Source organism: Streptacidiphilus albus JL83 (assembly GCF_000744705.1).
In the GTDB taxonomy this organism is placed as follows: Bacteria; Actinomycetota; Actinomycetes; order Streptomycetales; family Streptomycetaceae; genus Streptacidiphilus; species Streptacidiphilus albus.
In genome coordinates this window covers 479828-492806 of sequence record NZ_JQML01000001.1, presented here as the reverse complement: position 1 = coordinate 492806, position 12979 = coordinate 479828, and the positions used below count along the sequence as shown (strand labels likewise).

At 69.8% G+C, this 12979-nt stretch carries 13 protein-coding genes; 5 read left to right on the top strand and 8 right to left on the bottom strand.

What is annotated here, in order from left to right; translation table 11 throughout:
- Positions 1–2: 2 nt before the first annotated feature.
- The 4 genes from BS75_RS02245 to BS75_RS02230 form a co-directional block, all read right to left on the bottom strand.
- Positions 3–209 (bottom strand): hypothetical protein, encoded by a 207-nt coding sequence (locus BS75_RS02245; RefSeq protein WP_034086978.1) that lies wholly within the window; start codon positions 207–209, stop codon positions 3–5.
- A 99-nt stretch (positions 210–308) separates the two neighbouring features.
- A complete protein-coding gene (locus BS75_RS02240) occupies positions 309–1244 on the bottom strand; it encodes a hypothetical protein (RefSeq protein ID WP_034086977.1) in 936 nt (311 codons plus the stop codon).
- Positions 1245–1437: 193 nt separating this feature from the next.
- Positions 1438–2478, bottom strand: coding sequence for a hypothetical protein (locus tag BS75_RS02235; protein ID WP_034086976.1), 1041 nt, complete (start codon positions 2476–2478; stop codon positions 1438–1440).
- Between the two features lie 24 nt (positions 2479–2502).
- Complete coding sequence (locus BS75_RS02230) at positions 2503–3030, bottom strand: SigE family RNA polymerase sigma factor (protein WP_034086975.1); 528 nt, start codon at positions 3028–3030, stop codon at positions 2503–2505.
- Positions 3031–3839: 809 nt separating this feature from the next.
- Between BS75_RS02230 and BS75_RS02225 the strand changes: the two genes are divergently transcribed.
- Positions 3840–4292 (top strand): transglycosylase SLT domain-containing protein, encoded by a 453-nt coding sequence (locus BS75_RS02225; protein ID WP_052069111.1) that lies wholly within the window; start codon positions 3840–3842, stop codon positions 4290–4292.
- 151 nt (positions 4293–4443) lie between these two features.
- Here BS75_RS02225 and BS75_RS02220 read toward each other — a convergent pair whose 3' ends face one another.
- The 3 genes from BS75_RS02220 to BS75_RS02210 form a co-directional block, all read right to left on the bottom strand.
- Complete coding sequence (locus tag BS75_RS02220; RefSeq protein WP_231607654.1) at positions 4444–4743, bottom strand: hypothetical protein; 300 nt, start codon at positions 4741–4743, stop codon at positions 4444–4446.
- A 268-nt stretch (positions 4744–5011) separates the two neighbouring features.
- Complete coding sequence (locus tag BS75_RS02215; RefSeq protein WP_034086974.1) at positions 5012–5221, bottom strand: DUF397 domain-containing protein; 210 nt, start codon at positions 5219–5221, stop codon at positions 5012–5014.
- The gene (locus BS75_RS02210; RefSeq protein WP_034086973.1) at positions 5218–6045 is read right to left on the bottom strand and encodes a helix-turn-helix domain-containing protein; all 828 of its coding nucleotides are present in this window, start codon (positions 6043–6045) and stop codon (positions 5218–5220) included. Before BS75_RS02210 ends, BS75_RS02215 begins: the two co-directional genes overlap by 4 nt.
- A gap of 277 nt (positions 6046–6322) precedes the next feature.
- Here BS75_RS02210 and BS75_RS02205 point away from each other — a divergent pair, with 277 nt between their 5' ends.
- The 4 genes from BS75_RS02205 (at position 6323) to BS75_RS02190 (ending at position 9312) form a co-directional block, all read left to right on the top strand.
- Entirely contained in the window at positions 6323–6469 is a 147-nt protein-coding gene (locus tag BS75_RS02205) for a hypothetical protein (protein ID WP_156164197.1), read from the top strand.
- Positions 6470–6728: 259 nt separating this feature from the next.
- On the top strand, positions 6729–7007 hold the full coding sequence (locus tag BS75_RS02200) for a hypothetical protein (protein ID WP_034086971.1): 279 nt from the start codon (positions 6729–6731) through the stop codon (positions 7005–7007).
- 78 nt (positions 7008–7085) lie between these two features.
- A complete protein-coding gene (locus BS75_RS02195; RefSeq protein WP_034086970.1) occupies positions 7086–7880 on the top strand; it encodes a hypothetical protein in 795 nt (264 codons plus the stop codon).
- 343 nt (positions 7881–8223) lie between these two features.
- Positions 8224–9312, top strand: a complete 1089-nt coding sequence (locus BS75_RS02190) for a methyltransferase domain-containing protein (RefSeq protein ID WP_034086969.1) — start codon at positions 8224–8226, stop codon at positions 9310–9312.
- A gap of 125 nt (positions 9313–9437) precedes the next feature.
- Here BS75_RS02190 and BS75_RS02185 read toward each other — a convergent pair whose 3' ends face one another.
- Positions 9438–12932: a discoidin domain-containing protein gene (locus BS75_RS02185; protein WP_152645982.1), complete on the bottom strand. Its 3495-nt coding sequence runs from the start codon at positions 12930–12932 to the stop codon at positions 9438–9440.
- Between the last annotated feature and the right edge of the window lie 47 nt (positions 12933–12979).

The following is a 12979-nucleotide window of genomic DNA, read 5'->3' as shown; positions in this document are numbered from 1 at the left end:
CCTCAGGGGGCCTTGGTGAACATCTCGACCAGCTGCGCGTAGGAGTCGGCGTTCATGAAGGCGCGCTTCCCAAGCGCGTACCAGTTGTACTGCTTCAGCTGCAGGTCGGCCTCGTCCTGGCCGGTGTACCGGTCCGAGGGGAGCTGCACCCGGTTGTCGTCGAACCGGGCTCCCGGGCCGGCGGTCGGGGCGATCCCGAGGGCGGCCATCTCCGCCGCGACCGCGTCCCGCGACTTCTCCCCCTCGTAGGGGGTGTACTGGTAGTCGAGGGTCCCGGCGAACCTGTGCGTGGCCTCGTGAATGATGGTTCAGGCTTCCTGGCCGCCCTCGCGCAGATGAATGGGACCACTGCGCTCGAACGGGTCGATGACCTTGTCCTCCTGCATGTACCCCGGCTTGAGGCGCATGGCGAGGTCCGTCGTCGACGGGTTCACCCAGCCGTTCGCACCTGCGGTCACCGCACTCTGGGCGGAGATGTCCAGCAGGCCGGGCACGCCGACGATCGCGATCCTCGCGCCCGTCGGCGACTCCAGGCCGTCGACCACGCGCACCAGTATCTGCGCGATGTGCGCCATGCAGTCCTGCATGTCGATCTGCCCCTGTGCCTGCTGGAACACCGGGAAGGAGCGTTGCAGGGCGGCGAGCAGCCGGCCCTGCGGGTGGCCGGCCGCCGAGGTGAGCGCCGCGATCGTCTGGTGCATCCTCCGCTTGGCGTCGACCAGGGCCAGGCGGACGATGCCCTCGCGCTGATCGGGCTTGTCGACCGTGCCGACCTTGGTGATCTGGGCATTGCCGCTGCTGTACACCTGGTGCGTGACGTCGTCGTACTCGTCGCCGTGCCGGGGGTCGGTATGCGCCAGGCGGGCCGCCACGCCCCCGGCCTCCGTGGGTTCGGACACCTGTCGGGGGTTGTCCTTCAGGTGCCATTGGCCCGTCGAACGGCCGCCCTCGGGCGTCCTGGTCCTGGTGGTCCCGTTGAAGGTCCAGAGCGCGCGCTGCACCGGAGCGGTGACCGCGGGCTCGCCGTGCTGCCGGCCGCAGCCCGCGCCGTGCTGGTGCCGGGACTGCTCGATCAGGCGGGAGACCGCCGCGTTGCCGGCGCTGCGCTGCAGGTCGATGACGCTCGCCGGGGACATCCCGCCGAGGTTCGCCGCCGCCCCGGTCGTCGGAGCCACGACGCCCTGCGGCTGTGGGGTGCGCTGCTGCTCCGCGGTCGACGGCTTGCGGGGGTCTTTGGCGTGCATGGAAATCCTTCTGGGGCGAGCAGCCTGCTGGGGCGCGCAGCGTTCTGGGACGAGTAGTTGATCTACCTGGATAGCCGACCGGACCGTCGTCCCACAACGGCTGATCGGGCACGGTGCACTGCGCGAAAGGGCAGGTGGCGGGCGGTGGGCGTGGCCCTGAGCAGGCCGGCCCCGGAGAGGCGGGGACCCGTGTTCAGCGGGTGCTGAAGACGCCGGTCGACCAGTCGGCCGGGTCACTGCCGAGTGAGGTGATGTACGCCAGGTATGCGGTCGCGCTGCCGAGCGGCTTCGCCTCGGAGCCGGCCGGGACATCGGCGAAGCTCGACCCCTGGTCCCCGTTCTTGTTGAGCGTCAGCGAGATGTGCAGGCCGTTCAGGTTCTCGCTGGCGGTGACCGGCCCGCTCTGGGTCGCGCCGCCACCGGGTGTCACCGCGATCTGCGCGATCACGCCCTTGCTGACCGCGACGTTCACCAATGCCTGCCTGAGCGAACCCTGACCGAGCATCAGCTGGGCTGCGGCCGAGGCCGAGGAGGCCGCCAGCGGACCGCTCAGCCGGATCGGCAGCGGCCGTTGCACCGGGGCGAACACCAGGCTGCGCGCGATCCTGACCGCGACCTGCTCCGAGAGGTTGTTGGTCTCCAAGGAGATCCACTGGCCGGACGGCGACTGCAGGATGACCTCGACGTAGACCTTGGTGAGTCCCATGTCGCCGGTCCTGGTGCTCTCGTACGCCTCGTGCCCGTTGATCGGGCCGATGCGCGTCATTCCGCCGATGTGCCCCTCCAGCGACACTCCCGGCTCCTCGTCGGTGAAGAGGTCGACCTCGTAGTCGAACGTCGCGCTGGACGCGGAATCGTTCTCACCGTACGGGTGCTGGCGCTCAAGAGGGTTGTGCTCGTAGAAGACGGACGTGTCCTGGGGCGGCAGCCAGCCGAAGGCGGCGCTCTGGAGCAACGGGTCGCTGCCCGTGGCCGGGGTCGTGGCGGTGGCGGTGGGCGACTGCGAGGGCGTGGCCGGAACCGTCGTGGTGGGCCGGTCGGACGGCAGGAACGCCGCGGCCAGGCAGACGGCGGCCAGCCCGGTCACCGCCCCGGCCACCCGGCGTCGGGCCCGTCGCCGCACCAGCCGACGGCCCTCGCTGAGCAGCTGCCCCAGGTCGACGTGGTCGTCCGGGATCGGGCCGTCGACCGCCGCGTGCAGGCCCCGGGCGAGCGCTTCGCTGTTACTGGTCATGATCTGGCTCTCCTTGGTCGGGCTTCACTGCTGGGTGGTGGTCGGGCCGGACGGGGTTCGGGTGTCGGCCAGGACCGCGCGGAGGGCGTCGAGCCCGCGCGAACTCTGGCTCTTGATGGTGCCGTCGGAGCAGTCGAGCAGTGCGGCCGTCTCGGAGACCGAGAGGTCGCAGTAGTAGCGCAGCACCAGCGCCGCGCGCTGCCTCGGCGGGATCCGGGCGAGCGCGACGACGAGGTCGATCGCGCCGTCGACCTCGTCGGTCGGCGACCGGGTGATTTCGTCGACGTCGACCTGGTGGTGCGAGGTGCGCTGCCACCAGGAGCTCCTCTGCTCGTTGAGGAAGACATTGACCAGGATCCTGCGCACATAGGCGTCGAGGTTCTCCGCGCGTTGGGCCCGGCCCCAGTTGAGGTAGAGCCGCAGGAAGGCGGCCTGGGTCAGATCGTCGGCGCGGTGCCAGTCGTGGCAGAGCAGATAGGCGATGCGGCGCAGCCAGGGCCTCCTGGCCTGCACGTACGTGGTGAACTCGGCATCGCGCCGGAGCGTCGCCATGAAGTGCCCCCCTTGCAGCAGTGGACCCCGATGGGGGCGGTTGTTGGGTCGTCCTTGCCGGACAACCACAAGACAGCACCGGCCGGCGAAAGGGTTGCACCGGCTGCGCGGGTTCGCCGGCGCGGGTCGGGCGCCCGGTTCACCAGGGACGCCGAAGGAGGGGACGGCGGGCCCCTACCACAGTCGTCCCGTTCGGCGGGGCGCCGTCGGCTCCGCCACTGTCCGGGCGGTGCGGTGCGGTGCCGTGGGGGCCGGGACCATGGTCCCGCCGTCGGCCGTGGCCGTCGGGTGGATCCGGCGCCAATCGCACAGGTTTCGGGGTGCGTCCGAGGGGGTTGCTGCGGTCCCGGAGACCGCTGCCCCGGCCGCCGCCGGTGCCCCGGCCGGGCCCTGGGCCGGGTCCGTCGCTCGGTCGGTCAGGGCGTCCGAAGGCGCCGCCAAACCGGTCTCGACCTGCGGAAACGCACCGATGAGGGTGGTCGGGGGGTGCCAGGCGGGCCTGTCGGGACTCGTGTGGTTTGGGACACTTCGGGGCGTTTTTTCTTGCCCGTCGCAACGGGAGCGTGTGACGGTGTTGAAGGATTCGACGACGCGGTGACCGAGAAGGGACCGCGTCGGGGTTTAGGCCCCAGGGTGACTCCGCTCACACTCTCGTTCGAGGGTCGGCAGGTGCGACTGCCGCGCGGAGCGAGCCGCCTTTCTCCCCCACAGCAGTACCTGCAAAAAGTGGCACCGACTGCTCCCAGCAGGACGGACCGACGGCTCGATTCCGGGCGTCACCGCCACTCCCTCCCTGTCCCTGGAGTGACATGCGCAACCGCGCCCGTAAGCACACCCGTCTCGCCGTCCGCCTGGCCGTCTCCGCCGCGATGGTCGGTGGCATCGCCGCCACCACCGTCGGTGCCGCGAGCGCCGCCACGCCCACCAGCTACCCGAACGACCTGTCCGGCTGGATCGCCCAGGCCCAGGCCGTCCTCGCCGCCGACGGCGACCAGGTGCCCTCGGCCGCGGCCATCACGGCCCGCGCCATGACCGAGTCCTCCGGCAACCCGCTGGCCGAGAACCACTGGGACGAGAACCAGGCGCTCTACGGTGGCACCTACGGCCTGATGCAGATGATCCAGCCCACCTTCGACACGTGGGACCTGCCGGGCTACACCGACATCATGAACCCGGTCGACTCGATCATCGCCAGCGTCCGCTACGCGAACTACACCTACGGCTCCTTCGAGAACATCGCCTACGGCACGGGCGGCTACTGAGCCCCCCACCGGTTCCGGCGACCGACCCGGGCTGTTCCTGCCTCCGAGAGAGACAGGAACAGCCCGGGTCGGCTGCGTTCGGGCGGTCAGCCGAAGATCTCGAATTCGCTCCAGGGCGGGGCATCGTCGCCGCCGAGTGCCGAGAGGTGGGTCAGTCCCGCTCAATCGCGTCGTAGATGTCGGCGTCCACCTCGCGCTGCCACTCGGGGAGAGCGTCCCACTCGGCGGTGTAGCCAGGCTTGGTGTTGCCGAAGTGCTCGACCATCTGAAGCCGCCAGAGCGAGGCCACCACGCGGCCCCTGGCCTCGCGGTCGCCCTCGGCGGGCGAGGCGGCGATGTGCTCGCGCACCAGCGCGAAGGTGTTCGCGGCGGCCTGGCGCTCCCATTCCGGAGTCTCCTCCCAGGGCGCCACGTAGCCCGGCTTCGGCTCGCCGGGGAAGTGCCTGTGCACGCCCGTGATCCATGCCGCTCGGAACCGGCTCCTCTCATCAGACGTTCAGTGCTGCGATTTCCTGGCGAAGGCCATCGATCCGCGCGTCAGTCGAGTCCACTGCGGGGACTCGGCAAGCGCCGGTCGCACTAAGTCAATTCCCGCTCCTCCGGTCGCCAGCTGCTTCCCTCTGTAAGGGCCGTGACGGCGTGGGGTTCAGCAGGACGCGAGAGCCCCCCAGGGTCAACGGATCGGCGCCGGGGGGCTCAAGGGGTGCTGCGGGGCCCGTTCAGGTCGACGGGAACTCCCCGGCCTTGACGGCGCTCACGAAGGCCGCGAAGGCGGCAGCGGGGAAGGCGAGCGCCGGCCCCTGGGGGTCCTTGCTGTCTCGCACGGGGACCATGCCGCGTGTGGCGACGAGGTTTGCGGCGACCTCGATGCACTGGCCGCCGTTGCTGCTGTAGGAGGACTTGAACCACTGCGGGTCTTGGGTCGTCACGGGGTGCCCTTTCGTAACTTGCTGATCATGGCCACAGATGCCGCCTGCGAGAGCGCTTCGGCCTGTAGCTGATGGTAGGCCGTCAGCATGGGCAGCACGAACGCACTTTCCCGTTCGAGATGGCCCTGCTGGGCAGACTCGGCGTAGGCAATGTGAGCTCTGTCTTTGAGGGTCAGAAGTGTCACGGGCAAGTCGAATGCGCGTCGTTCGCCGAGATCGTACGGTGCCACCTGGAGGACCGTGGTAGGCAGCTCGGCAAACTCGGCGAGCCGGTCCAACTGTGCCGCCATGACTGCTTCCCCGCCCACCGGCCGACGGATGCAGCTCTCGTCTATCACCGCATAGACCAGAGGGGCCGGAGTCCTTTCAAGGGACGACTGTCGATTGGCGAGGAGCACCAGCCGCTCCTCGCCCTGGCTCTCCGTGATCGCTCCGCGTCGTACCGCGCCTCTTGTGATGGCTGCCGCGTACTCAGGAGTCTGGAGCAATCCGGGGATAATCCCCAGTTCAAAGAGCCTGATCTCGGCTGCCTTCGCCTCATGCGCGACGAACTCCGGGAAGCCCTCAAGAAGGGAGTCCGAGCGTGCTGCTCTGCCCTGGCGCTCCAACTGATCCCCTGTGCCAAACGCCCTGTCAGCACTGGCCGAGAAGTGAGGAGTTGGGGAGCGCCGCCCAGTTTCGACGGCAGAGATGTGCGTTCCCGAGTAGCCCATGCGCTCGCCGAGCTCGTCCTGTGTCCACCCACGGGCATCCCGTAACGTGCGCAAACGATCGCCGAACGCCGCCCCTGGCGACGTTTGTGGGTCCAGATGCTTCCGGTTCACCCGTTCTCCTCCCAGCTCTTCGTGCAAACAGCGCAAGTTGAAGACCTCTGAACTGTAGGGCACGCTCGGATCTCTCGGTAGTGGAACCGCTACAGAGAGGAATGGCCGTGCCTGCGCGGAACGCTTTCACGAGCACGCCCGTGATCGGCACGCTCCCCACCGGTCGGTGGGGAGAGGTTGCCTGACGACGCCTCGGGAGGACAGGGCGATGACCCAGAAGAACACGCAGCAGGAAAGGAAAACCCCGAGGGCACCCGGGGACACCCCGCTATTGGGTATGGCGAGACGGCTCCGGGCCGCCATGGCGGACACCGGCTTCGACCTCGGCCGCCCCGACCCTCCCGTCCCGGAGCAGGGCAGTGTCGTGGTGTTCGACGGCGGCCCCGTCGTCGAGTCCTGCTGCGGGTTGCGGGTCGAGACGTGAGCGACGCACCGGCGATCCGGGTGCGGGTCTACGCCGTCGACGCCGCGACGGGAGAGCGGACGCTACTGCGGGATCAGGTGCTCGTCAGCGACGGCCCGCTGCAGTCGCAGCAGTACCCGCCCTGCGAGTGCCGGCGCTGCGCTCGGCCGGCTGCGGGAAGGCAGGCGGCATGACGGGCCGACTGCCCCGGGAGGTGGCCACGGTGCGACCGATGGACTGCGGGGCCGAGTCATCGCCATCCCAGCAAGGAGCACGGGCCGTGGACGATCAGACCGAGTACAGCGACGAAGCCCCGGCGGTGAAGAGACCGCGCGCCGATCGGACCTACGTGGCCCGCCTGGACTTCATGACGCAGATGCATCTCCTGCGCTTGGACGGGGCGACCCCCGCTGTCATGGTCGATCCCTTCGGGGAGGAACGCATCCGCGTCGGGACCATGTCCGTCCCCGTGCTGGAGACGATCACGGAGGCACTGAGACTGCTGGTCGCCGCCCGCGAGTCCGCCCCCGAGCGGAGGAGGACGGATGATCTCCCTTGATTCTGCAGCCCTGACGACAACGCTGAGTGCAGGCCTGGCACCCCGCCGAGCACCTGCGACCCGAAGCAGTAGGCACACGTGAGCGACAGCCTCCCCGGCCCGGAGTTCTGGGCTCAGATCTACCCGTACACCGGTGATGTGACCGATGTACAGCACACCGCGCGGGGGTTCAGTTCGGACTTTACGGCTGTGGTCGAGTGCCGAAAGGGGCCGTTCTTCGTCAAGGCCATGCGCAACCGGCCGGGGGGACGGTTCGACTCCCTTCTCCGGGAACGGGATATCAATCCGTTCGTACGCCCCCTCTCCCCGGAGCTGCTGTGGCATACCGATGAGGGTGGGTGGGCCACTCTCGGTTTCGAGGTGATCGATGGACGGTTCAGCGGCTTCAAACCGGGATCGGCGGACCTCCCCGCCGTGGTGGACTTGATCGACCGCATCGGACGGTTGGAACTGCCTGCCGTGGCGGAGAGCTGGGCGGAGTCCCGGTGGGACCGATTCGCGGAAGGTGACGCGTCGCTGTTCACGGGCGATGCGCTGCTGTATACGGACATCAACCCGGACAACCTATTGATCGGCGAGCTGACCAACTGGGTCGTGGACTGGTCATGGCCGACGCGCGGGGCGGCGTTCATCGACCCTGCCTGTCTCGTCCTGCAACTCATCGCGGCTGGCCACTCGGCCGCGTCCGCCGAAGGCTGGGCCGCCGACTGCGCGGCATGGGAGGGCGGGGACCAGAAGGCGCTGGACGCCTTTGCAGCGGCCAATGTCCGAATGTACCGGTCCCTCGTTGAGCGGAAGCCGGATGCCGATTGGCTCCGCGCGATGCTCGCGGCGGCCGAGGCCTGGACGACTCACCGAGGGGTTCCGGCGTAGGGGGAGACCCTTTGAGGACATCGCCTACGGCAGCGGCGGCTACTGAGCCGGCCGGTCCCGGTGGCCGTTCAGGCGTCAGGGCTGCGAGTGCCTCGCAACTTGATCACCAACAGGGCTGACCATGCGCGGCGTCGGGCCCAGGCGTTCGAGGTCCGGCTGACCGTGGTCGGGCAGGAGATGTTCGCCGCTGCCGTCCATGCCGGGAGCGAGGCGGCAGAAGTGGACTGGCGGAGCGACTACGACGCGCTGAGTGCAACCCGGCCGGGCAATGGCAGTTCATCGCCCGGAGCACCGGGTTCCGCATTGCCGAGGCTCACGCCAACCTCTTACAAGGAGAAGTGCATTGACGCTCGACACGACCGCCGCCTCGGCTCTGCGTGGCGCACTGGCCGCCCACCTGACCGAGAGCGGCACCCTGACCGACCCGGCCTGGCGGCGCGCGGTCGAGACGGTACCCCGGCACGTGTTCGTCCCGGAGTTCCTCCGGCAGCAGCCTTCGGGCGTGTGGGAGGCGGTCGCCGAGGGCAGGCCGGGTTACCTGGAGGAGGTCTACGCAGACGTATCGCTCACCACGCAGGTGACCGACGGCAGGGCCACCTCATCATCAAGTCAGCCGGACCTCATGCTGACCATGCTTGAAGCACTCTCGGTCGATGAAGGCATGACGGTGCTTGAGATCGCTACAGGGAGCGGGTACAACGCTGCCCTTCTCAGCGAGCGGTTGGGCAGCGAGAACGTGACCAGCGTGGAGATCGACCCGGATCTGGTTGCCCTGGCCAGGCGTCGCCTGACCGCCTGCGGCTATTCACCGCTGGTCCTGGTGGGCGACGGCCGTAGGGGGCACGTCGAGGGTGGGCAGCGTGACCGGTTGATCGCCACCGTCGGCATGGACGGGATCCCGGCCGCATGGCTGTCGCAGGTCAAGCCCGGCGGCATCATCGTGAGTCCCCTCGGCTGGGGGAACGTGCGGCTGGTCGTCGGTGACAACGGCCGGGCCGAGGGCAGATTCCTGCCGGGCGGGTCGTTCTTCATGGCGGTGCGGGAGGCGGGCGGGAACGGCGGGGTCCCGTACCCCGGCAAGCCGGACGCCCTTGCGCACCGCCCCGCGATCGTGGACCCCTCGGTCCCGTTCACCGAGGACGCGTTCAAGTTCGCCCTGTCCCTGATGCTGCCCAGCGTCGGCATGGCCAGTGAGACCGAGGGCGGGGTCAACGTGGCGGCGCAGCTCTGGGCCGCTGACGGCTCCTGGGCGCGGGTCGAGGACGGTCAGGCCCTACAGGGCGGCCCCCGGCGTCTGTGGGACGTCGTGGAGCGGGCCTGGACGCGGTACAAGGGGAACGGCAGGCCCGTGCGTGAACGCTACGGCGTGAGCGTCACCGAGGACGGCCACCGCGTGTGGATCGATCAGCCGAGCAAGCCGTTGGCAGAGTGACCGTCCATACGCTCCTCTCGCCGTCCGCCTCGCCGCCTGGCTGTCCGGTGGCCGACCCGGGCTGCTCCCACCTCCGTCGGAGGCAAGGCGCAGCCCGGGTCGGGTGCGGTCAGCCGTTCAGCCGTTCAGCCGAAGATCTCGAACTCGGAGACCTGGGCGCCGTTCTGGACGCTGTTGGCGGTGAAGTCCAGCTCCACGTACTGCTCGGCGGTGCCGGTGGGCAGGTTGATGGACACGGTGTTGCCGGTGGACGGGTTCCAGGTGTACGCGGCCGGGGCCACCAGCGTCGTCCAGCTGGAGCCGTTGTCCGAGCCCAGTACCGAGAGCGTCTGCGACCTGGTGGACCAGGCGCTGGACGGCGGCAGGTCGATCACGACGTTCCCGATCGTCCGGGCCGAGCCGAGGTTGACGGCCAGGGTGGTCGGCCAGACGCCGTCGGTGCCCTCCCAGTAGCTGGAGCTGTTGCCGTCGTTCGCGTTGGTCGCCGGATACCCGCCGGTCGCGCTCGACGCGGTGATCGGCTGGTTCAGCGCCAGGTCCGGGTTGGCCGAGGCCGTGCCGAACACCTCCAACTCGGAGACCTGGGCGCCGTTCTGGACGCTGTTGGCGGTGAAGTCGAGCCGGACGTACCGGTCGGCGGTGCCGGTGGGCAGGTTGATGGACACAGTGTTGCCGGTGGAGGGGTTCCAGGTGTACGTGGCCGAACCGGCCAGTGTGCTCCAGGTTGCGTCGTCGTTGCTGCCCAGGACCGAGAGCGTCTGGGGGCGGGTGGACCAGGCGGTGGCCGGCGGCAGGTCGACGGTGACCGAGCTCAACGAGTCCGTCGCGCCCAGGTCGGTGGTCAGGGTGGTCGGCCAGACGCCGTCGGTGCCCTCCCAGTAGCTGGACGTGTTGCCGTCGACGGCGTTGGTCGCCGGGTAGCCCGAGGTGCTGCTCGACGCGGTGACGGGCTGGTCGAGCGCGAGGTCGACCGGCGAGGCGCCGCCGCCGCTGGTGCCGGTTCCGGTGAGGGCGACCGTCAGTGAGGCGTCCGTGGCGTTGCTGGCCACCGTCAGCGTCCCGGAGGCCGCGCCGGTCGCGGTGGGGGAGAAGCTGACCGAGGCGGTGCAGGAGGCGCCGACCGCGATCGAGGAGCCGCAGGTGTTGGTCTCGGCGAACGGGGCCGCCGTGGTGAGCGAGGAGATCGCCGCCGCTGCGGTGCCGGTGTTGGTGACGGTGACCGTCTGGGCCGCGCCGGTCGAGCCGACCGCCTCGCTGCCCAGGTTCACCGAGGTGGGCGAGGCGGTGAGGGTCGGCGTCGGGTTGGAGCTGCCGGTGACGGACATGGTGACGCTCTGCACGATCAGCGGCGCTGCGGCATCGGTGACGTTGAGGCGCAGGTCGGCCCCGCCGTTCTGGGCCTCCGCGAACTGCGCGCCGGTCAGTTGGACGCCGGCGGTGGCCCAGGTCCCGGTGCCCGGACTGCTGACTGTCGGACCGTTCTGGTAGGCGTTCCCGGGTGTGTCGTACTGGACCACGAAGCCCTGCCCGGCGGTCGCCCAGTAGGTGACCTGCACGGTCACGTCGGCCGCTGCCTCGACCGCCGAGAGCGGGTCGAGCTGGAGGTAGACGTTGGCGTCGCCGGAGCCGCTCTGCGACGTCGTCCAGGTCTCCTCGGCGGTCTCGCCGGCCTGGGTGATCTGGGTGAGGTTGCCGTCGGAGCCGGCGTTGGTCTGGCCGATCCCGAGGAACTGCAGGCCGCCGCCGGCCTGGCCGGCCGTGGCCGTCACCGAGTCGGCGCCGGTCCCGGTGACCGGGCAGCTCGACGACGCGGTGCCGGCGGGCGGCGAGCCGGCCACCATGGTCCACTGCGCGAGGGTCGCCGCGCCGATGTCCGCCGACGCGCACACCAGGCCGTTCGACTGCTGGGTCTGCGGCACGGCGACCCCGGTCGCGACGTTGACCAGGTGGTAGTTGCCCGCGTTCAGCCCGAGCCCGGCCGGGCTGAAGGCGATCGGGTCGTCGTAGGCCGTGCCGGAGGTGATGTCGGCGAGGGTGATGGAGGCGCCGGAGCCGTTGGCGGCCACGGCCGGGACGGTCTGCAGCACGCCCACTCCGGGGGAGTCGATCTGCGCGTACGCCGTCGTGTACTGGGTGAGCTGCTCCGGCTGGGTCAGCACGGTGCCGCCGCCGGACCGGTAGGCGCTGAGGTTGGCGTCGACGCCGTTGAGCGGCAGCACCGCCTTGAACGAGGACAGGCTCACCGCGCCGTCGGCCACCTCCTGGCTGGTGACGACGCTGAAGCCGGCCTGGTCGTTCAGCCAGAGGTTGGCGATCTCGTTCTGCACGTTGTTCAGGCTGCCGCCGCCGGTGTTGCCGTAGCCCTGGGAGAAGTCGATGTACACGGCGGCCGGCTGCTGCGGATAGCTCCCGGACAGGCCCTTCAGCGTGGACAGCCAGTCGAGGTAGATCGGGAAGCCGACGGTGTCCTTCTGGGTGCCGTCATGGATGAAGAAGTCCTCGCCGGCGCCCTCGGGCAGTCCCATCGCGTAGTTGGAGATCCACTGCACGGCCTGGGCGGCCAGCTGGGTGTTGTCGCTCGGAGCGGTCCACTCCTGCGCCAGCTTCACGCCGTAGGCGCGGGCCAGGCTGGCGAAGGTCAGGGTGAGGCCCTGGGACCCGGCGGAGTCGTCGATGATGGCGACGTTGTACTGCTTCGCCAACTGGAAGAAGGTGTCCGGGTTGTTGGCGTAGGAGGTCGCGTTGCCGAAGCCGCCGCCGAAGTAGTAGTACAGCGGGGTGCCGGCGGCGACACTGCGGACGTCGGCGGTCAGCTGGCCGTAGGTCTGCCTCACGCTCCACGCCCGGAACGCCTGGAACACGCCGAACAGGGCCTGGCCGGGAGCGGCGGCGGGCACCTGGCTGAACGCGGAGTACGCGGTGCCGTTGTCCGAGTTGAAGGTGGCGATGCTGCCGTAGGTCTGCGGCAGGTAGGTGTTCTGGAACTCGCTGACGTCGTCGGCCGCGTAGCCGCCGCCCGCGCCGTTCAGGTCCCACTGGGCGTCCAGGAAGCCGTAGTCCAGGATCGCGCCGCCGTAGCCGGGCAGGCCGGCGGCGTTCTGGATGGTGTCCGTGACGTAGGTGAAGTACTCGGACTGCTCCGTCGGGTCCCACCACGCGGGCGCCGTGCCCTGCGCGCCGCCGCTGCCGACCTCGAAGTCGGTGATCCACGGGGCGGGGCTGCCGCCCCAGCCGGACTGCCAGAAGATCGGGACGAGCTGGATCCCGGCCGCACTGGCATTGGCGAGTTCCTGGTCGAACTCGGTGAAGGTGAAGGTGCCGGCCTGCGGTTCGATGGCGCCCCACGGCATGTCGAGCTCGGCCGTGGTCAGGCCGTCGGCCGCCAGACCGGCGAAGTACGACTCCGACCAGGCGGTGCCGTTGTTGTCGAAGTCGAGCTGGGTGGACCAGATCGGCGTGGTGGCCGAGGTGCTCGCCCGGAGGTCCGGAGCGGCGGCGGCCGGGCCGGCGTGTAAGCCGCCGAGCAGCACGGCCGCCACGGCCAGCGCGACGACTCGGGCCAACCGCCCGCCTCCCGGCCGGTGGCGCCGCAGCACGGCCTGATGTCCCTTGAGATTCACTCGCGTTCCTCCCTGAGCGCGGGCAGCCATGTCCTGCCGTGCGCTCG

What these genes read in the sequence shown, in the direction of transcription:
- BS75_RS02245 (WP_034086978.1), bottom strand. Translation starts at nt 209, where the DNA reads ATGGCCGCCCTCGGGATCGCCCCGACCGCCGGCCCGGGAGCCCGGTTC.
- BS75_RS02240 (WP_034086977.1), bottom strand. Translation starts at nt 1,244, where the DNA reads ATGCACGCCAAAGACCCCCGCAAGCCGTCGACCGCGGAGCAGCAGCGC.
- BS75_RS02235 (WP_034086976.1), bottom strand. Translation starts at nt 2,478, where the DNA reads ATGACCAGTAACAGCGAAGCGCTCGCCCGGGGCCTGCACGCGGCGGTC.
- BS75_RS02230 (WP_034086975.1), bottom strand. Translation starts at nt 3,030, where the DNA reads ATGGCGACGCTCCGGCGCGATGCCGAGTTCACCACGTACGTGCAGGCC.
- BS75_RS02225 (WP_052069111.1), top strand. Translation starts at nt 3,840, where the DNA reads ATGCGCAACCGCGCCCGTAAGCACACCCGTCTCGCCGTCCGCCTGGCC.
- BS75_RS02205 (WP_156164197.1), top strand. Translation starts at nt 6,323, where the DNA reads ATGGCGAGACGGCTCCGGGCCGCCATGGCGGACACCGGCTTCGACCTC.